The 21,256-nt window shown below is 70.8% G+C and carries 23 protein-coding genes and 1 tRNA gene; 11 read left to right on the top strand and 13 right to left on the bottom strand.

Features of this window, described 5'->3' with window-relative positions:
- Positions 1 to 68 precede the first annotated feature (68 nt).
- On the bottom strand, positions 69 to 317 hold the full coding sequence (locus Q0W60_RS12875) for a hypothetical protein (protein WP_297696202.1): 249 nt from the start codon (positions 315 to 317) through the stop codon (positions 69 to 71).
- Positions 318 to 438: 121 nt separating this feature from the next.
- Here Q0W60_RS12875 and Q0W60_RS12870 point away from each other — a divergent pair.
- Positions 439 to 514 (top strand) — tRNA-Thr (locus Q0W60_RS12870).
- 17 nt (positions 515 to 531) lie between these two features.
- Positions 532 to 987, top strand: coding sequence for a YaiI/YqxD family protein (locus tag Q0W60_RS12865; protein WP_297696200.1), 456 nt, complete (start codon positions 532 to 534; stop codon positions 985 to 987).
- Between the two features lie 8 nt (positions 988 to 995).
- Here Q0W60_RS12865 and Q0W60_RS12860 read toward each other — a convergent pair whose 3' ends face one another.
- The gene (locus tag Q0W60_RS12860; RefSeq protein ID WP_297696199.1) at positions 996 to 1,469 is read right to left on the bottom strand and encodes a hypothetical protein; all 474 of its coding nucleotides are present in this window, start codon (positions 1,467 to 1,469) and stop codon (positions 996 to 998) included.
- A 134-nt stretch (positions 1,470 to 1,603) separates the two neighbouring features.
- On the opposite strand from Q0W60_RS12860, the gene Q0W60_RS12855 reads away from it, so the two are divergent.
- Entirely contained in the window at positions 1,604 to 2,134 is a 531-nt protein-coding gene (locus tag Q0W60_RS12855) for a cytochrome c family protein (RefSeq protein ID WP_297696197.1), read from the top strand.
- Between the two features lie 231 nt (positions 2,135 to 2,365).
- Here the strand turns inward: Q0W60_RS12855 and Q0W60_RS12850 are convergent, their stop codons facing one another.
- Together Q0W60_RS12850 and glpK are read right to left on the bottom strand one after the other, a co-directional pair.
- Positions 2,366 to 3,145, bottom strand: coding sequence for a class II aldolase/adducin family protein (locus Q0W60_RS12850; protein WP_297696195.1), 780 nt, complete (start codon positions 3,143 to 3,145; stop codon positions 2,366 to 2,368).
- 64 nt (positions 3,146 to 3,209) lie between these two features.
- Positions 3,210 to 4,703 (bottom strand): glycerol kinase GlpK, encoded by a 1,494-nt coding sequence (gene glpK / locus Q0W60_RS12845; RefSeq protein ID WP_297696194.1) that lies wholly within the window; start codon positions 4,701 to 4,703, stop codon positions 3,210 to 3,212.
- A gap of 110 nt (positions 4,704 to 4,813) precedes the next feature.
- Between glpK and Q0W60_RS12840 the strand changes: the two genes are divergently transcribed.
- The 3 genes from Q0W60_RS12840 (at position 4,814) to Q0W60_RS12830 (ending at position 7,357) form a co-directional block, all read left to right on the top strand.
- Positions 4,814 to 5,932: a DUF2336 domain-containing protein gene (locus Q0W60_RS12840; RefSeq protein ID WP_297696191.1), complete on the top strand. Its 1,119-nt coding sequence runs from the start codon at positions 4,814 to 4,816 to the stop codon at positions 5,930 to 5,932.
- 48 nt (positions 5,933 to 5,980) lie between these two features.
- A complete protein-coding gene (locus tag Q0W60_RS12835) occupies positions 5,981 to 6,763 on the top strand; it encodes an NAD kinase (protein ID WP_297696189.1) in 783 nt (260 codons plus the stop codon).
- A gap of 108 nt (positions 6,764 to 6,871) precedes the next feature.
- A complete protein-coding gene (locus Q0W60_RS12830) occupies positions 6,872 to 7,357 on the top strand; it encodes an Hpt domain-containing protein (protein ID WP_297696187.1) in 486 nt (161 codons plus the stop codon).
- Between the two features lie 2 nt (positions 7,358 to 7,359).
- Here Q0W60_RS12830 and Q0W60_RS12825 read toward each other — a convergent pair whose 3' ends face one another.
- Entirely contained in the window at positions 7,360 to 8,145 is a 786-nt protein-coding gene (locus Q0W60_RS12825; protein ID WP_297696185.1) for an NUDIX domain-containing protein, read from the bottom strand.
- 59 nt (positions 8,146 to 8,204) lie between these two features.
- Entirely contained in the window at positions 8,205 to 9,350 is a 1,146-nt protein-coding gene (locus tag Q0W60_RS12820; RefSeq protein ID WP_297696184.1) for a DUF2336 domain-containing protein, read from the bottom strand.
- Positions 9,351 to 9,528: 178 nt separating this feature from the next.
- Between Q0W60_RS12820 and Q0W60_RS12815 the strand changes: the two genes are divergently transcribed.
- Both Q0W60_RS12815 and Q0W60_RS12810 read left to right on the top strand, forming a co-directional pair.
- Entirely contained in the window at positions 9,529 to 11,322 is a 1,794-nt protein-coding gene (locus tag Q0W60_RS12815) for an ATP-binding protein (protein WP_297696182.1), read from the top strand.
- 54 nt (positions 11,323 to 11,376) lie between these two features.
- Entirely contained in the window at positions 11,377 to 12,573 is a 1,197-nt protein-coding gene (locus Q0W60_RS12810) for a CaiB/BaiF CoA-transferase family protein (RefSeq protein WP_297696180.1), read from the top strand.
- Here the strand turns inward: Q0W60_RS12810 and Q0W60_RS12805 are convergent.
- Positions 12,570 to 13,394 (bottom strand): transglycosylase SLT domain-containing protein, encoded by an 825-nt coding sequence (locus Q0W60_RS12805; RefSeq protein ID WP_297696178.1) that lies wholly within the window; start codon positions 13,392 to 13,394, stop codon positions 12,570 to 12,572. The genes Q0W60_RS12810 and Q0W60_RS12805 overlap by 4 nt on opposite strands.
- Before the next feature lie 167 nt (positions 13,395 to 13,561).
- Between Q0W60_RS12805 and Q0W60_RS12800 the strand changes: the two genes are divergently transcribed.
- Positions 13,562 to 14,242 carry an energy transducer TonB gene (locus tag Q0W60_RS12800; protein ID WP_297696176.1) on the top strand — a complete coding sequence of 227 codons (681 nt, stop codon included), beginning with the start codon at positions 13,562 to 13,564 and terminating at the stop codon, positions 14,240 to 14,242.
- 3 nt (positions 14,243 to 14,245) lie between these two features.
- On the opposite strand, the gene Q0W60_RS12795 is transcribed toward Q0W60_RS12800, so the two are convergent.
- Together Q0W60_RS12795 and Q0W60_RS12790 are read right to left on the bottom strand one after the other, a co-directional pair.
- Positions 14,246 to 15,415: an acyl-CoA dehydrogenase family protein gene (locus tag Q0W60_RS12795; RefSeq protein ID WP_297696174.1), complete on the bottom strand. Its 1,170-nt coding sequence runs from the start codon at positions 15,413 to 15,415 to the stop codon at positions 14,246 to 14,248.
- Entirely contained in the window at positions 15,412 to 16,446 is a 1,035-nt protein-coding gene (locus Q0W60_RS12790; RefSeq protein WP_297696172.1) for an FAD-dependent oxidoreductase, read from the bottom strand. The genes Q0W60_RS12795 and Q0W60_RS12790 overlap by 4 nt, the downstream gene beginning before the upstream one ends.
- 98 nt (positions 16,447 to 16,544) lie before the next feature.
- On the opposite strand from Q0W60_RS12790, the gene Q0W60_RS12785 reads away from it, so the two are divergent.
- Both Q0W60_RS12785 and Q0W60_RS12780 read left to right on the top strand, forming a co-directional pair.
- On the top strand, positions 16,545 to 17,090 hold the full coding sequence (locus tag Q0W60_RS12785; RefSeq protein ID WP_297696171.1) for a hemerythrin domain-containing protein: 546 nt from the start codon (positions 16,545 to 16,547) through the stop codon (positions 17,088 to 17,090).
- Between the two features lie 17 nt (positions 17,091 to 17,107).
- Entirely contained in the window at positions 17,108 to 17,629 is a 522-nt protein-coding gene (locus Q0W60_RS12780) for a CinA family protein (protein WP_297696169.1), read from the top strand.
- Here the strand turns inward: Q0W60_RS12780 and Q0W60_RS12775 are convergent.
- The 4 genes from Q0W60_RS12775 to Q0W60_RS12760 all read right to left on the bottom strand — a co-directional run.
- Positions 17,626 to 18,414 (bottom strand): ABC-2 family transporter protein, encoded by a 789-nt coding sequence (locus Q0W60_RS12775; protein WP_297696167.1) that lies wholly within the window; start codon positions 18,412 to 18,414, stop codon positions 17,626 to 17,628. The two genes, Q0W60_RS12780 and Q0W60_RS12775, sit on opposite strands and share 4 nt — an antisense overlap.
- The gene (locus Q0W60_RS12770; RefSeq protein ID WP_297696165.1) at positions 18,411 to 19,241 is read right to left on the bottom strand and encodes an ABC-2 family transporter protein; all 831 of its coding nucleotides are present in this window, start codon (positions 19,239 to 19,241) and stop codon (positions 18,411 to 18,413) included. The genes Q0W60_RS12775 and Q0W60_RS12770 overlap by 4 nt, the downstream gene beginning before the upstream one ends.
- Positions 19,210 to 20,187 (bottom strand): ATP-binding cassette domain-containing protein, encoded by a 978-nt coding sequence (locus tag Q0W60_RS12765; protein WP_297696164.1) that lies wholly within the window; start codon positions 20,185 to 20,187, stop codon positions 19,210 to 19,212. Before Q0W60_RS12765 ends, Q0W60_RS12770 begins: the two co-directional genes overlap by 32 nt.
- Before the next feature lie 273 nt (positions 20,188 to 20,460).
- Positions 20,461 to 21,256, bottom strand: a 796-nt coding sequence (locus tag Q0W60_RS12760; RefSeq protein ID WP_297696162.1) for a ferritin-like domain-containing protein, incomplete at its 5' end; no start/stop codon positions are given.

Genomic DNA, 21,256 nt, shown 5'->3' with positions numbered 1-21,256 from the left:
GTCCTCCGCGGCCAGGCGGCCACGAAAAAGCACAGCCCGGGCGCGGCTCCAAGCCGCTTGATCGCGGCTCAGCTCAGCAGCTTCACCAGCACGCGCGCTGCGGCGGCGATCACGATCGCCAGCGTCAGCAGGCCCAGGTAGGGCACGTGGATCGCCGAAATCCAGGCGTGGCCGGCCCCGGTCCACATCTCGGAGATCGACCAGTGCCAGATGGGGGGAAGCGGCGCGGCTGTCTGCGCGGCCGCATCCGCCACGGCGCTGTTCGTGGCGGCGTGGGCCGCCGCCGCATCCGCCGCCGCATGGGCATGCTTCACCATGAGAGCGCCTGTCCGTTGTCCGCTGCGGATGATCGCGGCGAATCGCCAAAGGAAGCTTAAGCCCCAGGCGCCTACATCTTGCTGCAGCCCAGCGGCCGTGGCATCGCACGGCCGCTCCAGCGCCGGATTAGCTCAGCTGGTAGAGCAGCGGTTTTGTAAACCGAAGGTCGGGGGTTCGAGTCCCTCATCCGGCGCCATCCCACCGGGCCAAAGCATGCGCATCTTCATCGACGCCGACGCCTGTCCGGTGAAGGACGAGGTCTACCGGGTGGCCGCCCGCTACGGGCTGAGGACCGTCGTGGTCTCCAACCGCTTCATCCACATCCCGCCGTCGCCCCTGATCGAGCGACAAATCGTCGAGGCCGGGCCGGATGCGGCCGACGACTGGATCGCGGCCGAGGCCGAGGCGGGCGACATCGTGGTCACCAACGATATTCCGCTGGCGGAGCGGGTGCTGAAGAAGGCGGGCCAGGCCATCGCCCCGAACGGACGCCTGTTCACCGCCGACAGCATCGGCCAGGCCCTCGCTTCGCGGGCGATCATGGAGCACATTCGCTCCACCGGCGAGATGACCGGCGGCCCGAAGCCCTTCGCCCGCGCGGACCGGTCGCGGTTCCTGCAGGCGCTCGACGAGGCGGTGCGCCGCAGCCGCCGCGCACCGCAGCCCTAGCGCGTCGCTCAGCCACCCCGCTGGGCGCGCAGCTCCAGGGCGGCGAAGGTGACCATGGTGACGGCGAGGCCGGCGCTCAGCACCAGATGGACCACGACGAGCGGCGAGGCCGCCCTGGCGAGGCTCAGCCCGTATCCCGCCAGCACGCCGGCCATGGCGCCCCAGAACCCGAACTCGAAGGCCCGCCGGCGATACGCGCGGGTGGTCTCGTCATTCAGCACCGCCCGGATCTCGCGCGACAGGATGAAGCCGCCGCCGGTGGCGATGAACGCCAGCATCAGCGCCGGCCACAGGACGTAGGTGACCGCGCGGATGACGTCGAACACACCGTTCGACCCCGTCCACGGCATCAGCATCGGAAGAGACAGCACCTGCCAGTTCACGAAGAACAGGCCCTGCAGCATCACGCCCAGGGTTCGGCGGCGCTGCAACCGATCGATGAGCTCGGCGGAAGGCGGGGGCGGCGCGAACTGCGTGGCCATGGAGCGGCTCCGGAAGTCACCTATGGGTGATATAGCACGGTTCGGTTGCAGGCGGGTGAACCCATCTTGCATCGCCAAGGCCACGCGCTAGCTTGCCGCTCCCATTTTCCGGCCGCCGAGGAGAGTCGCCGAACATGCGCCACCCGGGTTTCGTCTTCGCCGCTGCGGCGCTCGCCGCCACGCTGGCCGGTTGCGGCAAGTCGCCGAGCAACACCCAGTCGCAGAATTCGCAGGCCTCATCGAGCCAGCAGCCCGGCGCCCCCGGGGCGACCACCACGGCCGAGCCCACCGACGAACAGAAGAAGGCGCTGGTGGCGAGCCTGCCCGCGCCGTTCAACACCGGCGACCTGGCGGACGGCGAGGCCAAGGTCGCGATCTGCAAGTCGTGCCACACGCTGACGCCCGGCGGTCCGGACATGACCGGCCCGAACCTGAACGGGATCTTCGGCCGCAAGGTCGCCTCCAGACCGGGCTTCACCTATTCGGATGGGCTGAAGGCGCAGTCCTTCACCTGGGACGCCCCCCACCTCGATCAGTGGCTGACCGATCCCAAGGCGATGGTCCCGAACACCAAGATGACCTTCCCGGGGTTCAAGGACCCGAAGGACCGGATCGACGTCATCGCCTACCTCAAGGCCGAGACCAGCCCGCCGCCCAGCTCCTGAACAAATTTCTCCCATCGCGGGCAGGTTTGGATTGGACAACCTTGACGGGTAACGTCGAGCCGTTCATGGTGAGCCTTGTCGACCCAGGTTCCAGTCTTGTCGACATCCTTGGCGCGGCGACCAGCAGGGTCGCGGCGCTCACGCCCGCCCTGCAGCCCCCTAGCGGGCGGCGCGTTGCAAATGGGCCCTCCCGCAAGGCGGAGGGCCCTTTTTTGTGGGCGCCCGGCTGCGCTAGGCGTCGTAGCCCGGCGACTGGCGGTCCAGCCGGCGCAGGCAGCCGGGCCAGGCCAGTGCGCCGCCGATGCCGTTGGAGCCGCCCGAGCCGAGCCCCCGCACCGCCTGCTGGGCGGCCTCGGGCGCGATCAGCACATTGTCGCGGCCGGCCGACAGCGCCATCACCTGCTGCTTGCAGGCGCGCTCCAGGTAGAACATGCCGACCCAGCAGTTGGCGGCCGTCTCGCCGACCGCCAGGGTGCCGTGATTGCGCAGCAGCATCAGGGTCTTGGAGCCGATGTCGGCGACCAACCGCTCGCGTTCGTCGAGATTGAGCGCGACGCCTTCGTAGTCGTGATAGGCGAGCCTCGGCAGCACGATCAGCGCGTGCTGCGACAGCGGCAGCAGCCCCTCCTTCTGGGCGGCGACCGCCACGCCCTGATCGGTGTGCAGGTGCATGACGAACCTGGCGTCATCGCGCGCGGCGTGCACGGCCGAGTGGATCGTGAATCCCGCCGGATTGATGAAGTAGGGCGTCTCCTGCAGCACCTGGCCCTCGAGGTCGACCTTCACCAGCGACGAGGCCGTGATCTCGTCGAACATCAGGCCATAGGGGTTGATCAGGAAGTGGTGCTCCGGCCCCGGGATGCGGGCGGAGATGTGGGTGTAGATCAGGTCGTCCCAACCGTGCAGCGCCACCAGCCGATACAGCGCCGCGAGGTCCACGCGCGCCTGCCACTCCTCAGCGGTCACCTTGCCTTTCAGCGAGGTCACGCCGGCGACCGAACCGTCCGCCATGGACCGTCTCCTTGAGTTCGAATTCCGGCCCGCAGGGTCCTCTCCGGCGCAGGCGGCGTCAAGTTCAGGTGCGCACCCGCGCCACGGCGTCCAGCCATCGGGCATAGGCGGCCTCGCGCCGGCCGGAGTCCATCTTGGGCGCAAACCCTTCGGTGCCCGGCCGCGCGGCCGCGGCCTGGGCGAGATCGGCGTACACGCCCGAGCCGACGCCCGCGAACAGGGCCGCGCCGAGCGCGGTGGTCTCCTGGTAGGTGGCGCGGCAGACCTGCACGCCGGTGAGGTCGGCCAGCCGCTGGGCGAACCCGGCGCTGCGGCTCATGCCGCCGTCGATGCGCAGCTCCACCGGTCCTGCGAACGCCTCCGGCGCGTCGGCGCGCATGGCTTCGATCAGATCGCGGGTCTGCAGGGCGCAGGCGTCGAACGCGGCCTGGGCGATCTCGGCGAGGCCGGCGTCGCGGGTCAGGCCGAAGATGGCGCCCCGCGCGCCCGCGTCCCACCAGGGCGCTCCGAGGCCCGTGAAGGCCGGGACCAGGACCACGCCATGATCGGCGCGGGCCTTCGCCGCCAGAGCGTCCACGGCTTGCGGCCCGCCGGGCACGCCCAGACCCTCGCCCAGCCACTGGATCGCCGCCCCGGCGATGAAGATCGCGCCTTCCAGGGCGTAGGTCGTCCGGCCGTTCACCCGCGCAGCCACCGTCGTGAGCAGCCGCGAACGCGACGGCGCAGGCGTCTCTCCGGTGTTGATGAGCATGAAGCAGCCAGTGCCGTAGGTGGCCTTCATCTCGCCAGGCGCGATGCAGCCCTGGCCCATCAGCGCCGCCTGCTGGTCGCCCGCGACGCCGCGGATCGGGATGGCGCGGCCGAGCACCTCGGCCTGCGTCTCCCCGAAATCCGCGGCGCAGTCGCGGACCTCCGGGAGCAGCACGGGCGGGACCTCCAGCAGCTCGCACATCTCCTCTGACCAGGCCTGCCGCCGCAGGTCGAACAGCAGGGTGCGCGAGGCGTTGGTGGCGTCGGTGGCGTGCACGCGCCCGCCGGTCAGCTTCCAGATCACCCAGCAATCGATGGTGCCGGCCAACAACTCGCCGGCGCGGGCCCGGGCCCGTGCGCCTGGGGTGTTGTCGAGGAGCCACGCGACCTTGGTCCCCGAGAAATAGGGGTCGAGCAGCAGGCCGGTGATCTCCGTGACCTGCGCCTCACGGCCGGCGGCGCGCAGCCGCTCGCAGGCCTCGGCCGTGCGGCGGTCCTGCCCGACCACCGCCCTGGCGATCGGCTCGCCGGTGGCCTTGTCCCAGATGACCACCGTCTCGCGCTGGTTGGTCAGGCCGATGGCGGCCACCTCCTCCAGGCGCCGACCGGCCTTCTCCACCGCCTCGCGCAGCACCTCGACGCAGGCGCCGAAGATCTCGCCGGCGTCGTGCTCGACCCAGCCATCCTGCGGATAGAACTGCTGCAACGGCCGGCCCGCCTCGGCGAGCGCCGCGCCCTCGGCGTCGAACAGGATGGCGCGGGTGCTCGTGGTCCCCTGATCCAGCGCAAGCAGCAGCGGTTCGGCCATGGGTTCCTCGCATCCGGCGCCGGGGCGCGGCCCGGGTGTTTAAGCATGTTTTCATCGCGACTCGTCAGATTGGAACGACGAACGCCGTTAACCGTCTGGGGGAGCCGGTCTTGAGCGTCGCCCTGAACAGCGAAAGCCTCCTCGACCTGGCCAAGAGCCGCTCGCCCGCAGACCGCGAGCGGCTGCTCCTGGGCGTGGTGGAGCTCTGCGAGGCGGGGAGCGGCGCGGAGGCCGTGCGCCAGCCGCAGGTGCAGGCCTCGCTCAATTCGATCTTCCTGAGCCTGGTGGTCGAGGCCGAGCGCGAGATCCGCCAGAAGCTCGCCAGCAAGCTCGCCCACGCCGAATGGGCGCCGCCGGCGCTGATCAATGTGCTGGCGCTGGACGAGATCGAGATCGCCCGCCCGGTGATCGCCGCCAGCCCCGTGCTCAAGGACCACGATCTTATCCGCCTGCTCGTCGAGGCCACCATCGAGCACCAGATCGAGGTGGCCCGGCGGCCGAGGCTCGGCGCGCCCGTGGTGGCGGCCATCCTCAAGCAGGCGGAGCCCGCGGTGCTGGCCGCCCTCGCCGGCAACGGCACGGCCGAGCTGTCGGAAGCCGACATGATGCGGCTGGTCGACATGGCGCGCCAGGTGGCGGCGCTCCGCTCGCCGCTGTCGCGGCATCCGAAGCTGACCGGCGAGCTCGCCCTGCAGCTCTATGTCTGGGTCGGCCAGGCGCTGCGCCAGGCGCTGGTCGAGCGGTTCCGTCTGGATTCGAAGGACATCGGCGTTGCGCTCGCCGCCAGCGTCGCGGAGGCGCACGGCGGGGTGCACGACAGCCAGGGCCTGCTCGTGGTCGCCCGCGACGGCGAGCGCGAGGCCATGGAGCGGCGCCTGATCGATAAGCTGCACGCCGCCGGCCAGCTGCGTCCGGGCTATCTGGTCCGCGCCCTGCGGGAAGGTCGCCTGTCGCTGTTCTGCACCACGCTCGCCATCCTCGGCCGCTTCGAAGCCGAGCAGGTCCGCCGCGCCGTCGACTCCGACCGGCCGGAGATCCTGGGCCTCGCCTGCGCTGCGGTCGGCATCGACCGCAGCGTCTTCCCGTCCATCCTGCACATGGTCCGGGAGCTGAACGGCGGGCGTCCCGGCGGTGGCGCGGAGGGCGCCCGGCGAGCGGTCGGCGCGTTCGGCCCGGTCAGCCCGCAGGTCGCGGGCGCCGCCTTCCGCCAGGCCGCCAAGGGAGTCTAGGACGCGGGTTTGACAAGCCCCGCCGGGCGCCCGCCTTTTCCAGGGCAGATGTTCAAGCCTGAACCCTTCGTGACCCGCGTGGCCTTCACCGCCAGCGACCGGCCAGAGGCGCAGGACGCCCGCGCCCGGCTCGTGAAGCGCTACGGGGAGGCCCCCGAGCGCGAGGCGCAGGTGATTATCGCCCTGGGCGGCGACGGGTTCATGCTGGAGACGCTGCACAAGCACATTCCCGACTGCCCGCCGATCTACGGCATGAACCGCGGCTCGGTCGGGTTCCTGATGAACGAGTACTCCGAGGACGACCTGCTCGAGCGGGTGAACGCGGCGGAGCGCGCGCTCATCTATCCGCTGCGCATGCGCGCCCGGGACATGGCCGGTCAGACCCACGACGCCCTGGCGATCAACGAGGTGTCGCTGCTGCGGCAAACCCGTCAGACCGCCAAGCTGCGCATCTCCATCGACGACAAGGTCAGGCTCGCCGAACTGTTCTGCGACGGCGCGCTGGTGGCGACGCCGGCAGGCTCGACCGCCTACAATCTCTCTGCCCACGGGCCGATCATCCCGCTCGACGCGCGGGTGCTGGCGCTGACGCCGATCAGCGCCTTCCGGCCGCGGCGCTGGCGCGGCGCGCTCCTGCCGCACACCGCCAAGGTCGCTTTCGAGATCCTCGAAGCCGACAAGCGGCCGGTCAGCGCGGTGGCCGACAACCTCGAAGTCCGCGACGTGCTGAGCGTCGACGTGGCGGAGGATCGGAGCATCGGCTTGACCATGCTGTTCGACGCCGGCCGCAGCCTCGAGGAACGGGTGCTGGCGGAGCAGTTCTCCGCCTGAGCCGCCAGGCCGGCTCCAGAAAGCGCACGAAATACCGTGGGTTGCGGCTCACCGCTTATTAACGGCTTCGCCCTAGATTGCCGGAAAGAGCAAGAAGGGGGCTTTTCGGTGAGCCAACAGAATCCGAGCCAGATGATCCCGCCGTCGAACACGCTGCGGCTGAAGCTGGGCGGGGGTCGCCTCGGCGGAATCGACGCGGCCGCCATCGCCAAGGCGGAAGCGGCGCTGAAGAGTCTGGCCGGCAACTTCTCCCAGTGGCTGCAGGACGAGATCACCAAGCTCGACGCCGCCCGCCAGGAGGTGAAGGTCCAGGGCATGACCCCGGAGACCATGGAGAACCTCTATCTGCGGGCGCACGACCTGAAAGGCCTTGGCACCACCTATGGCTACCAGCTGATCACAAGGATCGCGGGCTCGCTCTGCAAGCTGATCGACGAGAAGGACAAGCGGCTCAGCGCGCCGATGTCGCTGGTCGACGCTCACATCGATGGCATCAAGGCCGCCGTCCGCGACGACATCAAGTCGGACACCCATCCGGTCGGCGCCGCGCTGGCGCAGGAACTGGAGCGTCGGGTTCGCGAGTTCGCGAGCTAGGGCTACATCACCCTCTCGAGCGGCTCTTCGACCGCGCCGTAGCCGGCGTCGGGCGGCAGGACCAGCACGCGTCGGCCGCCCCGCTCCTGGACCTGCGGCTGGACCGTGACCAGCGGGCGCGCCCGGGCGCGCGCCACCGCATCCTCCGCGTGGCCGGCTTCGGCCAGCAGCTTCAGGTTCATGCGGGTCGGGAAGATCACCGTGCGCTCGCCGGCCTCGCCTAGCCGCAGCGCCTCGGCCGGACGGATCCACTCGGCGTCGACCGTCTCGCGGCCGTCGCAGGCGGCGAGCTGATCGTCGGGCGCCTTCACGAGATAGAACCAGGTGTCGAATCGCTTGGCCACCACCGCGGGAGTGATCCAGCGGGCGAACACGGTCAGCGCGGCGAGGTCGAGCTGGGCGTCCAGCCCGCGCACCACGTCCAGGAACGGCGTGGCGCCGGCGTCCACCGCCTGGCGGACGTCCATCGGGCAGGCCTCGCCGCCGATCGGCTCTCCGTTGCGGCGCTTGGCGAGCAGGATGCCGGCCTCCTCGAACACCTCGCGAATGGCGGCGATGCGCAGGCCGCGCTGCTCCGCATCGTGGTCCGCCCAGCCGAGCACGTGCTCCGCCCAGGCTTCGTCGTGGTCGCCCGCGTGGCTCTTGCCGCCCGGGAACACCAGCGCGCCGGAGGCGAAGTCGATCTGATGGTGGCGCTTGACCATCAGCACCTCGAAAGCGGGTTCGTCCCTCAGCAGCAGGATGGTGGCGGCGGGCTTGATCTCGGCGGGGGTGCGGACGTCGGTCATGGCGCGAGCTTGAAGCGCGCGGACCGGAGCGGCAAGGCGCCCCCTACGTCAATCGGATGTCAGCCGCTCTCCGCGCTCGCGTCGTCACGGAGCTCCCGCGACACGCGATCCAGCTTGTCGAGCAGGTAGTCGACATCGTCGTGGGACGCGGTCTGGGGCTGGGTCAGGAAGCGCTGCAGCATGCGTTCCTGGAAACGCTCGCGGTCCTTGGCCCCGCCGTCGAACTCCATCGAGTGGAAGGTGTCGACCGCCGCCCGGAAGGCCGGGAACAGCCTGGCCGGCAGCCCGGCGCGCTCATAGATCGCCTTCAGCCCCAGGGGACCCGCGTCGTGGATCATCAGCCAGGTGCGGTGGTGCGGCACCCCGGCGAGCTCCGCCACGCTCCATTCGAAGAACGTCATGTGGCCCTGGGCGAGCGCCCGCAGCAGCAGCGAGGCGCTGAGCCGCTTCTCGGCATAGAGATGGGCGACGAACCCCTTGACGTCGGCGGTGCGGCCGGCCTGGTCGACGAGATCGATGCTCGCCCGCTCGGTCGCGCCGAGCGCGACCTGGATGGCGACCTCGGGCGACAGCGAGTGCTGGCTGACCAGGTGCTCGCGCAGCTGGTCGCCGACCAGCGTCACGAGTCGTTCGGCGACCGCCAGCGGCAGCGCCTGGCGGTAGGCGACGGCGGCCAGCACCCGCTCCGAGGCTGCGAAACGGTCGATGATCCGCTGCAGGGCCTGCTCCGCAAATTCGGCGTTGTCGTTGGCGCAGGCCGCCGCCGCAGGGCGTTCCGCGCCGTGCTCGGCGATGGCCTCGGTGACCGTGCAGGAAAGCTGCGACCGCTTGGCGATGGCGAGCTGGCGGACCGGGCCGCCGAGCCGCACGATCTCTGCCAGGTCCGCATCCTCGAAGACCGGCGAGAAGGCCAGCATCGGCAGGCAGATGCTCTCGACGTCCCGCGCCAGCTTGAGCGCGACGTCGCGCGGCACCAGCGGCGACGCCTTAAGGGTGACCGCGAGCGCGCGGCGGACCAGTTCGGCGGCGTCGCCGGCCATGATCCGCACGATGTCCTGCGCGGCCGCGCGCGCCTCGTCGGTGAGCGGTTCGGCATCCATGGCGCCGCAGAGTTTCTCGGCGGCCCAGGCGCGCTCCTCGGCGGTCGCGCCCTTCACCAGCGTGCGGATGTCCTCCTCCGTCAACGCCGCCCGAGTGGTGGCCATACCCGCCGAATTCCCCCGCCCCGATTCGCCCTGAATCAGAGTCCCACGAGTCCAAGGTTGCGGGCTCATGCTTAACGGGAGGTTGCCGGCGCAGCTGCGGATTAACGATCTCGCGTAACCCTGCGGGAACGGCTCGTCGGCTAGCCTCGCCTGGAACCCCAGATGCGAGGCGCAGCGCTTGTCCAAGTCCCCGGAACCGGCCGAGATCGCGGCGACGAGCAGCTCCCTGACGCGCCAAGCGCTGGAGACCCAGGCGGGCCTCCTGCGCTATGCGCTGATCGCCTTCGCGGTCAGCCTTCCGGTCTACGTCTGGGCGGCCGGACACGCCCGCAACGCCGCCTGGATGAGCCTGACGTTCGTGATCTTCGCGATTGCCTGGGGCGCGTTCTATGCGGCGGTGAGCTGGCTGAAGCAGCCGGCGGCCCAGCACCTCGCCCACCGCGGCCGCGTGCAGCTGCTGTCGGGGCTGCTCTGGGCGGGCGCGACGGCGCAGATGGCGGTGTTCGCCGCCGGCGCCGGCCCCGTGGGCTCGACGCTGCTCCTCGCCGCGCTGGCGGGCGGCGTGATGTGCGTGGTGTTCACCGCGTCCTGGCTGCCGAGCCTGCTGATCGTGGGTCCGCTGGCCGTCGCCGGCCCGCTGATCGCGCTGTTCTCACGGCCGGAGGACCATCTGCTCGCCGAACTGGCCTGGGGCGGCACGGCGCTGGCCTTCGCGCTTGCGCTGGTCGTCAACCGGATGCTGCGCAAGCAGTTCGCCCTCGCCGCCGAGCGCGAGGCGCTGGCCGCGGACCGCGCCGACCAGGCCGATGCGGCGCGCCGGCTGGCACGATCCAAATCGGACCTCGTGGCGACGCTGTCCGACGAGATCCGCAACGGACTCACCGGCGTGGCGCACGTCCTGGCGGCCGCGGCGGGACGCAACGGCCGCTCCGCGCCCTCCCGAGAGCAGCTTTCGGCGGCGCTGGACGCCGCCAACGAACTCCTTTCCGTGTTGAACACGACGCTGGACGCCGAAATCGCCGAAGCGGGGCGGCTGTCGCTCGAACCGCAGCCGCTCGACGTGATCGCCATCGCCCGCGACATGATGCTCGCCGCCCGCCCGGCAGCCTCCGCCAAGGGGCTCGAGATCTCGCTGCACGTCGACCCGGACCTCGCAGCCGCCGATGGCGGCGCCGCGATCGGCGATCCGGGGCGGGTGCGCCAGGTGCTGGCGGCCCTGCTCGGCAACGCCGTGCGCTTCACCCTGCGCGGCCGAGTCGAGGCGCGCGTGGCGCTGGCCGGACCGTCGCGGCTGGCGATCGAGATCGCCGACACCGGCCCCGGCCTCACGGAGGCGGAGCTCGACCAGGCCTTCCAGCCCTTCCAGCGGATCGTGCGCACCTGCGCCGGCACGCCGGGCGCGGGCCTCGGGCTCACGCTGGCCCGCCAGCTCGCCCGGCTGATGGACGGCGAGCTTCGCGCCCACAGCGCGCCGGGGGTCGGCAGCTGCTTCACCCTGGAGCTGCCGTTCGATCCCGCGGCCCGGGCGCCCAGCGCCGATGTCGCCGGGCGCCCCCTGGGACCGACGGAGCGCCGGCGACTGCGGGTGCTGATCTCCGAGGACGACGGCCTGACCGGCGCAGCCTTGCGCGCCAATCTCGAACAGCTCGGACATCAGGTCGTGCAGGCGAGCGACGGCGCGCGCGCCCTGGAGCTCACCCGGGCCTGCGACTTCGACCTGGTGGTGGTGGGCGCGACGGCCGCGCCCGAGGGGCCGCAGACCATGGCCGCGATCCGCGGCTTGGAGGGCTCCGCCGGCCGCACGCCGATGGTGGCCCTGATCGGCGGCGACCCGGAAGAGGCCGCCGCCAGCCTCGCCGCCGGCGCGAGCGCGATCCTGCGCAAGCCGTTCGCCCTGCCGGCTCTCGCCCGAGCGCTCGCCGACGCCCTGGCCGCCAGGCCGCAGCCCGCCAACGACCTGCAGGTCGCTTAGACTCCGCCGAACAACTGTCTAGAGTGGCCGCGCCATCCGAAGGAGGGGCCGCGCGTGCTGCTGAGAGGGGTCAAGGTCGTCGAGTTCGCGTCATATATCGCCGCCCCCGCCGCGGCCTGCATGCTGGGCGACTGGGGCGCCGACGTGATCAAGGTGGAGCGGCCGGGCGGCGACGCCATGCGCCATGCCTTCGCCGACCTGAAGACCGAGTTGAAGGGCAACCCCACCTTCGACCTCGACAACCGCGGCAAGCGCGCGATCGTGCTCGACATCGGCAAGCCCGAGGGCCGCGAGGCGCTGGCCAGGCTCGCGGCCGACGCCGACGTGTTCATCACCAACGTGCGTCCCGCCGCCCTCAGGCGCGCCGGGCTGGACGAGGCCAGCCTGCGCAGGACGAATCCCCGGCTCGTCTACGCGATCGTCACCGGCTACGGACTTGAAGGACCCGAGGCGCACCGGCCCGGGTTCGACGTCACCGCCTTCTGGGCGCGCGCCGGCGTCGCCCATATGACCGCGCCGAAAGGGGCCGATCCATTCATGCTGCGCTCGGGCTTCGGCGACCACATCACCGCGCTGGCGACCGTCTCGGCGATCCTGGCGGCGCTCTTCGAGCGCGAGCGGACCGGCCATGGCCGCCTGGTGCAGACCTCGCTGCTCGCCACCGGGGTCTACACCGTGGGCTCTGACCTGGCCGTGCAGCTGAAGTTCGGGCGCCTGGCGTCGAACCGGCCCCGCTCGCAGCCGCTCAATCCGATCGCCACCTTCTTCAAGAGCGCCGACGGACGGTGGTTCGTCCACAACCCGCGGCGTGGGGACGGCGACTGGATCAAGTTCTGTGAGATCGCCGGCCGGCCCGAGCTCGCGCATGACGAGCGGTTCGCGACCGGCAAGGCGCGACGCGCCAACAGCCTCGAGCTGGTGCCGATCCTCGACGCGGCGTTCGCCGAACTCGCCTTCGACGAGATCGCGCAGCGGATGGATGCGGCGGACATGGTCTGGGCGCCCGTGCAGTCCCCGGCCGAGGTCGCGGCCGACCCGCAGGTCAAGGCGTCCGGCGCGCTGATCGAGGTGGAGGACGGCGAAGGCGGGACCTTCCCCTCGCCCGCCGCGCCGATGCGCTTCCCCGGCGCCGACGTGGCGGTCCGGCCGCCCTCGCCGACGCTCGGCGAGCACACCCGCCAGGTGCTGGCCGAGCTGGGCTACGCCGCCGATGAGATCGAGGCGATGTACGAAGCCGGCGCCGCGGCCTAGCTTTCGCCGCGGGCGTCTGAGAGCAGCTTGAGCATCTCGGTGGTGAACATCGAGCCGGTGAGCCGCGTGCCGACCCCCACCTCGTCCGCCGGCTGCGAGCCGCGCAGGATCATCGCCACCAGCGCATCCTGCGCCCGCAGGCGGTCCTCCCGCCGCGCCGAGGCGTACTGGATGAATCCGGCGTCGTCGCTGGACGGCGCACGTGGATCGATTGCGCCGCCAGGCCCCGCAGCGCGGGTCAGGGCCTGGTAGACCTCAGCCACCGACATCGGCCGGCCGTCGCGGAAGAAGATCGCCTTGTTGGCCCGCGCAGCGTCCGGGAACAGGTGCGCCGCCGAGGCCGCCGGCGTCGCCTGCGCCGCCTCGATCAGCTTGGCCGAGCCCTGCGGACCCAGGAAGTGCGCGGCGTAGAGCTCGCCCGCCGTGGGCGTGCGGCCCACCCGCCCCTTGAGATAGGCCGCGTGGTCGGAGGCGAGCTCGCCGGCCATCAGGGAGGCGGCGTGCGGGTCCAGCCGCAGGTCCATCACCGCCTTGCGGGCTTCGCTCCCACTCACGTGGTAGCGGCCGTCGGCGCCCTTGGAGATCAGCTCCGCGTAGCGGGCGTAGCCGTACTTGGCGCCGTGCTGCTTGAGCGTGGAGAGCCAGGTCTGCTCCACGAACTGGAACAGGCCGGCGGCGGAGGAGGCGCCTGAATGGGCGGCAGGGTTCATGCCGCTCTCGCGGCCCGCCGTGCGCATCAGGAAGGAGAAGTCGACCCCGGTCGCCTTGGCGGCGCGTTCGATCGCCGCCTCCACGACTCCCCGGATGCCCTGAATCGCCATGCCTCCGAGGAGGCGGCCGGCTTGGTTAACGCGCGGCTAACCATGTTCCGGCCCAGCCGGCGGTGATCAATTACATGTGTAACAACGCCGCTTGACGCTGCGGCAGTACGGAGTTCATATTGCACGCGCGTAATATATTACGCAGGTAAGCGTGAAAGGCGCAGCTCATGATCCTCCAACACGCCATCCCGGCCGCCTTGGAGGTCCGTGGGCGCCGGAGGCCCTCTCACCTGAGGCTGGCGGTCGGCGTTTCACTCGCAATCCACGTCACCGCCGGCCTCTACCTCCTCGGCATGCGCTTCGCGCCGCCGATGGCGAGGCTGGCCGAGCCGGATCGTGTGTTCGACGTGCCGCTGGTGCGGTTTCCCAAGACCGAGACGCCCAGACCCCTCGAACGGCCGAAAGAGACTCCGCCCGCGTTGCACGCGCCGCTCGTCCGCGACACGCCGCCGCTCGAGCCGCTTCCGGTAGCGCCGACGCCGAGGCTCGCGCCGCCGCTCGAGCCGCCGCAGACGATCGAGCCGCCCCGGGCGGAGGCGCCGCCCAAGCCGCCGGCGGCGATCAGCCCCAACTGGCTGCGCAAGCCATCGGGCGAAGAGCTCGCCCGCGCCTATCCCGATCGAGCCATGCGGCTGGGCGTGGAAGGATCCGCCACGCTCGCCTGCGCGGTGACGGCGCAAGGCGGGGTCCGTGACTGCCGCGTTGCGGCCGAGAGCCCGGAGAACTTCGGCTTCGGCGAGGCCGCCCTGAAGCTCAGCCGCTATTTCCGCATGAGCCCGCAGACCCTCGACGGGCGGCCGGTGGATGGCGCGGTCGTCAACATCCCGATCCGCTTCGCGCTGAAGTAGGCTTCAGTAGCTCTTCGGCAGGCCCAGCACCCGCTCGGCGATGAAGTTGAGGATCATCTCGCGGCTGACCGGGGCGATGCGGGCGATCATCGCCTCGCGGAAGTAGCGCTCGACGTCGAACTCCTTGGCGTAACCCATGCCGCCGTGGGTCAGCACGGCCGTCTCGCAGGCGCGGAAGCCCGCCTCGCCCGCAAGGTACTTCGCGGCGTTCGCCTCCGCCCCGCACTCCAGCCCCGCGTCATAGAGCGCGGCCGCCTTGAAGGCCATCAGGTTGGCCGCCTCGAGCTCGGCCCAGGCGCGGGCGAGCGGGTGGGCGATCCCCTGGTTCTGGCCGATCGGCCGAGCGAACACCACGCGTTCCTTCGCGTAGGCCGCGGCTCTCTTCAGAGCGGCCCGGCCGAGGCCCACGGCCTCCGCCGCGACCAGCACCCGCTCCGGATTGAGCCCCTCCAGGAGATAGTAGAACCCCCGGCCCTCCTCGCCCACCAGGGCGTCGGCCGGCACGGCCAGGTCGTCGATAAAGACTGCATTCGATTCAATGGCTTTACGGCCCATCTTGGGGATCGGCTTGGCCTGGATCCTGTCGCGGTCGAAGTCCACGTAGAACAGGCTGATGCCGTCGGTGGCCCGCTTGACCTCGGCCTTCGGCGTGGTGCGCGCGAGGATCAACATCTTGGTCGCCCGCTGCGCCATGGTCGTCCACATCTTGCGGCCCGAGATCAGGTAGCCCTCGTTGGTGCGGACCGCCCTGGTCTTAAGGCTGGTGGTGTCGAGGCCGGCGTCGGGCTCGGTGACCCCGAAGCACATCTTGTCTTCGCCGGAGATCAGGCGCGGGATCAGCCGCTGCTTCTGGGCCTCGGTCCCGAAGCGGGCGAGCGGCATCGGGCCGAAGATGTTGAGGTGCAGCGCGCTCGCGCCGGAGAAGCCCGCGCCGCTTTCGCTCACAGCCTGCATGACGATCGCCGCCTCGGTGAGCCCGAGGCCGGCGCCTCCGAGCTCGGTCGGCATGGCCGCGCCCAGCCAGCCCGCCTCCCCCATGGCCGAGACGAAGGCCTCGGGAAACTCGCCGCTTTCGTCGGTCCGCCGCCAGTAGTCGGCGTCGAAGCGCGCGCAGAGCTTGAGCACCGCGTCACGGATCGCCTGCTGCTCGTCGTTGAGCCAGAACCCGTTCATCGCTTCCTCTCCCCGAACCGGGCCGGATCGAAGCGCCGCCGATAGGGCCCCGCGTCGCCTCCGGTCACGCACGCCGCCACGACCTGCGCCACCAGCGGCGCGAGCAGCCATCCGTTGCGCCGCGCGCCGGCGGCGAGGACCACCTTTGGCGCGGCCGACAAGCCCGCCAGCGGCAGAGCGTCGGGCGTGGCGGCGCGCACGCCGGCTGCGACGGCGAAGGGCGCGCCGTCGAGTTCGGGGAACAGGGCGACGGCGCGGGCGATCAGCGGCTCCAGCACCTTGCGATCCGGCTCGGTGTCGCTTGCGCCAAGCTCCATGGTCGCCCCGACCGCCAGGCCGTCCGAGGCGGGCGCCGCGTAGACGCCCTCGCCACGAACGCTCACGCCGTCGCGACCGACCTGGGCGTAGCGCACGATCTGCCCCTTGATCGGAGTCAGGGCGGCGAGCTCGGGCGCCAGCCCCCCGTTTCCCTGAGCGGCGCCCGTGGCGATGACCAGCCAGTCGGCCGATCCCACCTCTCGGACCGCATGCTGACGAAAGGCGACGCCCGCCGCTTCGGCCGCGGCGCGGAGCGCGCTCATCGCCTGCCGCGGTTCGAGCCGCCAGTCCTCGCGCACCAGGATCGCGTGGCCGGCCTGCGGCGAAAGCCCCGGCGCCAGCGCCTCGGCGGTCCGCCGCGGCAGGTCGATCCCGTGCAGCCCCAGGCGGATCAACGCCGCATCGACCTGCGCGAGCCAGTCCTCGTCGCCCACGGCCATGGCGCCCGAGCGGTCGAGCCGCACGCCGGCGCGGGCCTCCAACCCCGGCCAGAGGTCCCGCGCCGCGATCAGCACGTCGAACGCCGGCGCGGTCTCGGCGTCCAGGATGGACTCGAAGACGGGCGCCAGCATGCCCGCCGCCACGGCCGAGGCGCTGGCGCGCGGATCGGGATCGCAGACCTCCACGCGGCAACCGGCGTCGGCCAGCGCGAGCGCCGCGCAGAGCCCGAGCGCGCCTGCCCCGGCCACGGTCACGTTTGGGCCCCCGGTCATGGGCCTAAGCAGCCGGGATCAGCGCGAAAATCAAGGCGGAACCGAGCGTTCGCGCGAGGGTTCAGGGCAGGCGCAACCCTGCAAGGAGAGAGGCCATCATGGCGACCGCGTCCCACACCAGCACCGCCAAGAGTTCATCGGCCCGCAAGTCGACCGCCACCCGCAAGACCAGCCAGGCGCGTTCCAAGGACGCCATCGCCGTCCTGAAGGAGCAGCACCAGGCCGTGAAGAAGCTGTTCGGCCAGTTCACCAAGGCGAAGGGCGAGAGCCGGCAACAGAGCCTCGCCAGCCGGATCTGCATGGAGCTGAAGGTCCACACCCAGATCGAGGAGGAACTGCTCTACCCGCAGGCGCACGAGGAGATCGACGATCCCGAGCTGGTCGACGAATCCCTGGTCGAGCACAACGCCGCCAAGGATCTGATCCGGCAGATCGAGCAGACCGATCCGTCCGACGAAATGTTCGCGGCCAAGATGCAGGTGCTGCAGGAGCAGATCGAGCACCACGTCAAGGAAGAGGAGACCGAGCTGTTCCCGAAGATCCGCAAGTCCGATATGGACCTGAAGGGCATCGGTCAGCAGCTCGAGCGGCGCACAAAGGAGCTGAAAGCCCAGATGAAGGGCGACGGCATGGGGATGCACTGAACTCCCAGGGATGACGCGTGGCCGAAACCCTCGAGCCCGCGATCCCGGAGGCGCTGGACCGTCTGGCCAAGACGGTCCTTCGCCACGCCTGCGATCGCGAGCTGATGCTGGTCACCGCCGAGAGCTGCACCGGAGGCCTGCTCGCCTCGCTGCTCACGGACGTGCCGGGCATGAGCCACGCCTTCGAGCGCGGCTTCGTGACCTACACCCCTGAGGCCAAGCGCGAGCTGCTGGGCGTACCCAAGGCGGTGCTCGAGCGCGAGGGCGCGGTCTCCGAGCCCTGCGCGCGCGCCATGGCGGAGGGCGCGCTCGCCCACTCGAAGGGTCATCTCGCGGTTTCGATCACCGGCTTCACGGAGGGCGGGGCCGATCAGCCCGCGGGCCTCGTCCACCTCGCCTGCGCCGCGCGCGACAAGCCGACCAGCCACCGCGTGCTGCATCTGGGAGCCTTGGGCCGCGCGCAGGTGCGGCTCGCCGCCATGCAGGCCGCCTTGGGCCTGATGCTCGAGCGGCTGCGCGACGCCGCCGACGCCGCCTAAGTCCCCCCGAGCGTCGGCGACTGCCCCCGCCGGTAGCGCCGCAGCCCCAGGTGGAAGGCGGCGGCGGCGAGTCCGGTGTAAAGTCCAGCAGCCCCTAAGCTCAGCGCAAAGGCCGCCACGCTGGGATGGCGGATCAGGCCAACCGGCGTCACCACCACGAATCCGGCCGGCAGCAGGGTGAACGCCACGAGCTTGGCTGCGCCATGGTAGATCGAGGGCGGATTGCTGGAGAACAGGATCGTGAAGTCGGTCAGGTCGCGGGCGAAGCTGCGTGCGCCCGCCGCCCAGAAGGCCATGGCCGCGAAGGTCACCGAGGCGCTGACGTAGACGGCGAGCCCGACGGCCACGCCGATCGCCAGCAGCGGCAGGTCGCGCCAGCCGAGGTCGGCGAACGCGGCGAGCACGATCAGTCCGCCCACGAGGTCCCCCCAGCCCGAGGCGATGCTTTCGCGCGTCAGCAGCCGGAAGATCAATCCGCGCGGCTGGGTCAGCAGCGCGTCGAGCTCGCCCTTGAGCAGGCTGGCCGCCAGATCGCGATAACCGCCGAGGAACACCCCCGCAGCGCCGACGATCGCCATGATCAACCCGTAGAGCAGCGCCATGTCAGGAAGCCGCCAGCCGCCGACGCTGCGGAAGCCCGCGAAGAACAGGGCCCAGAGCGCCAGCATGAAGACGTCGTTCACGAACATTCCGCCGGCCTGCCAGAGGAAGTTCGCCCGGTCGGCCATGGAGGTGCGCACGGCGGCCGCCGACTGGATCGCGTAAAGGCGCAAGGGCCCGGTCATGCCGCGCCCGCCCGCAGCACCTTGCGGACACCCGCGGCCCACAGGCCGGCGCAGGCCAGACTCAGCAGCACCACCCACAGCGCCTGCCAGGCGAGGCCGGTGAGGAACAGCCGCAGCGAGGGGCGGATCGCCTGCACGCCCGCCCAGTAGAGATGCGCGGCGAACGGCGAGGCGGCTCCGATGCGGCGCAGGATCGGCGGATAGAGGGTGATCGGCGCGAACAGCCCGCCCAGGATGAACATCAGCTTCTGCACGATCAGCTGGAACGGCAGCACGCGCCGCGCCCAGAATGCGCCCAGGCCCGCCAGCGCATAGAGCAGCACGCCCACCAGCGCGCCGAACACGCCCAGCACGCCGATGAACGCGAGCGCTTGCAGCGAGGGCCAGGCGCGGCCGGAGAGGTTCAGCATCGCCAGCGCCGTGGCTCCGAGCGCGAGCATGCGCACGAACGCCCAGCCGCAGCACTGGGCGACCGCCTGCAGCAGGTACGGCTTGGGTCGTAGCAGATGGACATCCAGCGCGCCGCCGCGGATGTCGTCCTCGAACTTCAGGTGCAGGGCTGGGATCGAAAGCGTGATCCACTCCGTCGCGCCGACATACAGCACGAAGGTTTCGACGCGCGCATGCTGGGCCAGACCCGCGACGCGCTCGGCCGCGACCTTGTCCCAAAGGCCCGAGAGCACGACCATCAGCAGCACGTAGAACAGGCAGCGGCCGATCAGCACCGGCCAGCCGGACAGCGTCTGGGCTGCGCCCAGGCGAAAAGCCTCGGCGGCCGCGGCGAGCGGGCCGCGCTCAGCGACGGCGGGCGACAGCGTAGATCTCACGGACCACCTCCTCCATCGGCGGGTCTTCGATGGTGATGTCGTCGATACCGCCGAGCGCCAGCGCCTCGGCGATCACCTGATCGATGCGGGCTGTCCGGGTGTCGACCTCGAGCACGGTGGTGTGCGGCTCGGACGGGCGCGCAACGACGCCCGGCATGTCGATCGCCAGCCTCGGCGCCTGCGAGCGCAGGATGATGAGCTTGCGCGCGAGGAACGTCCGGCGGAGCTGGTCCGTCGGCTGGTCCACGACGATCCGGCCCTCGTCCACCACGATGACCCGATCGCAGACGAGCTCGATGTCGCGGGTATCGTGCGAGGTGAGAAGCACCGTTTCACCGTGGTCGCGCGCATGCTCGCGGATGAAGTCGCGGATCGCCGCCTTGGCCGTGACGTCGAGGCCGATGGTGGGCTCGTCGAGGAACAGCAGGGCGGGCCCGTGCAGCAGGCTGGCGGTGATCTCGCAGCGCATGCGCTGGCCCAGCGACAGCCGGTGCACCGGCTGATCCATCAGCTCGGCGAGGCCGAACCGCTCGGAAAGCTCGCCGAGGCGCCGCACGAAGACGGCCGCGTCCTGGTCGTAGACGCGCCGCAGCAGGGCGAAAGATTCGCGGGCCGGCAGCTCGCCCCAGAGTTGCGAGCGCTGGCCGAACACGACGCCGATCCGGTAGGCCAGCGCCTTGCGCTCCCGCCAGGGGACGAGCCCCAGGACCCGGGCCCCGCCGGCCGAGGGCTCCAGGATGCCGCACAGCATCTTGAGCGTCGTCGACTTGCCGGCGCCGTTCGGGCCGATGATCGCCACGCGCTCGCCGGCCGAGATCTCGAAGCTGATGTCGCAGACCGCCTCGATCGTCACTTTCTCGGGCGCCAGCGCGCCCCCGAAGCCCTTTGCGGCCCTAGAGAAGCTGTAGCGTTTGGTGAGCTGCTGGACGGAGACGGCGGAGGACATCGGAGGGCTCGGAAATCGGGGCTGACGGACGGGCGAAGCGGAAGTGCGAGGCGTTGCCGTTAAGCGGCGCCCCCATGATCTCCACCTGGCCAAAGCAACCCGTCATCGGTCCGGACCCTCGGTACGATGCCTCACGCATAGCTGCGTTAGCCCAAGGGCACAACATGCTCCGATCCCGCCGGATGGGAGCTGTGGCTTGCGCGGCACACCGGTGACCGCGCAAAGAAAAAGCCCGCCGCAACGGGCGGGCTTCTCCGGCTCGGGATAAGCGCCCTACTCCGCGGCGATGCTCACGGGTTTGGCGCGCTCCTTGAAGTTGATCTCCTGCAGGTAGGCGATGCCGGCTTCGGCGATGTCGTCGCCGACCATCTTCTCGCCCTCGCCCTTCAGCTCGTCCATGTCGACGTAGGTCGCGTAGAACCCGCGCGTGCGCTCGGTGATCAGGCCTGCGTTATGCAGCGTCTTGATGAGCACGCGGAAGATGTTGGTCTGGGTCTTCAGCCGTTCGCGCCGGGCGTCGTCGTTCTGGATGAAGGTGCGAATGCCTTCGACCACCTTCTCCGGATCGAGGCCGAAGTCGCGATAGACCTGCGCCTGCTGTACGGGCGAACCCAGGTTGAAGAGCAGGCTCTGGAAGCAGTGCGCGGCCCAGTCCTCGACGGTGTCGCGCTCCTCCTGGGTCATCTTCGGGATCGTGCGGTCGGCCCAGATCTTCCCGAACTTGTGGTGGAACGCCTCGTCGGTCATCACCAGCTGGAAGAGCTTGCGCGCCAGCGGATCGCGGTTGGTCTGGTAGCCGGTGGCGAAGGCGCCCATCGCGAGGCCCTCGACCAGCATCTGCATTCCGATGATCTTCTTATAGACCTCCGGCGCGTGGATGATGTCGATCAACAGCGCCTGCAGCGTCGCCCCGCAGGGCCGCGGCCGACCCCAGCGGGCCTTGATGTAGCGGGCGAAGGCGGTGACGTGGCGGGCCTCCTCGCGGGTCTGGTTGGCCGCGTATTCCTGCGCGCCCTGGTCCTTCAGCACATGGCAGAGGCTGGCCGAGAGGTTCAGCGCGCCCTGCTCG

Origin of the sequence: Phenylobacterium sp. (assembly GCF_025934275.1) — a bacterium.
Taxonomy (GTDB): domain Bacteria; phylum Pseudomonadota; class Alphaproteobacteria; order Caulobacterales; family Caulobacteraceae; genus Phenylobacterium.
The sequence above is the reverse complement of the archived record's forward strand: the minus strand, read 5'-3'. Positions and strand labels throughout refer to the sequence as shown.

Coding starts and splice junctions, on each gene's coding strand:
- glpK (WP_297696194.1), bottom strand. CDS start 4,703: ATGGCCGAACCGCTGCTGCTTGCGCTGGATCAGGGGACCACGAGCACC.
- Q0W60_RS12820 (WP_297696184.1), bottom strand. CDS start 9,350: ATGGCCACCACTCGGGCGGCGTTGACGGAGGAGGACATCCGCACGCTG.
- Q0W60_RS12850 (WP_297696195.1), bottom strand. CDS start 3,145: ATGGCGGACGGTTCGGTCGCCGGCGTGACCTCGCTGAAAGGCAAGGTG.
- Q0W60_RS12855 (WP_297696197.1), top strand. CDS start 1,604: ATGCGCCACCCGGGTTTCGTCTTCGCCGCTGCGGCGCTCGCCGCCACG.
- Q0W60_RS12825 (WP_297696185.1), bottom strand. CDS start 8,145: ATGACCGACGTCCGCACCCCCGCCGAGATCAAGCCCGCCGCCACCATC.
- Q0W60_RS12805 (WP_297696178.1), bottom strand. CDS start 13,394: ATGGCGATTCAGGGCATCCGGGGAGTCGTGGAGGCGGCGATCGAACGC.
- Q0W60_RS12765 (WP_297696164.1), bottom strand. CDS start 20,187: ATGTCCTCCGCCGTCTCCGTCCAGCAGCTCACCAAACGCTACAGCTTC.
- Q0W60_RS12775 (WP_297696167.1), bottom strand. CDS start 18,414: ATGACCGGGCCCTTGCGCCTTTACGCGATCCAGTCGGCGGCCGCCGTG.
- Q0W60_RS12865 (WP_297696200.1), top strand. CDS start 532: ATGCGCATCTTCATCGACGCCGACGCCTGTCCGGTGAAGGACGAGGTC.
- Q0W60_RS12875 (WP_297696202.1), bottom strand. CDS start 317: ATGGTGAAGCATGCCCATGCGGCGGCGGATGCGGCGGCGGCCCACGCC.
- Q0W60_RS12785 (WP_297696171.1), top strand. CDS start 16,545: ATGGCGACCGCGTCCCACACCAGCACCGCCAAGAGTTCATCGGCCCGC.
- Q0W60_RS12790 (WP_297696172.1), bottom strand. CDS start 16,446: ATGACCGGGGGCCCAAACGTGACCGTGGCCGGGGCAGGCGCGCTCGGG.
- Q0W60_RS12795 (WP_297696174.1), bottom strand. CDS start 15,415: ATGAACGGGTTCTGGCTCAACGACGAGCAGCAGGCGATCCGTGACGCG.
- Q0W60_RS12800 (WP_297696176.1), top strand. CDS start 13,562: ATGATCCTCCAACACGCCATCCCGGCCGCCTTGGAGGTCCGTGGGCGC.
- Q0W60_RS12835 (WP_297696189.1), top strand. CDS start 5,981: ATGTTCAAGCCTGAACCCTTCGTGACCCGCGTGGCCTTCACCGCCAGC.
- Q0W60_RS12860 (WP_297696199.1), bottom strand. CDS start 1,469: ATGGCCACGCAGTTCGCGCCGCCCCCGCCTTCCGCCGAGCTCATCGAT.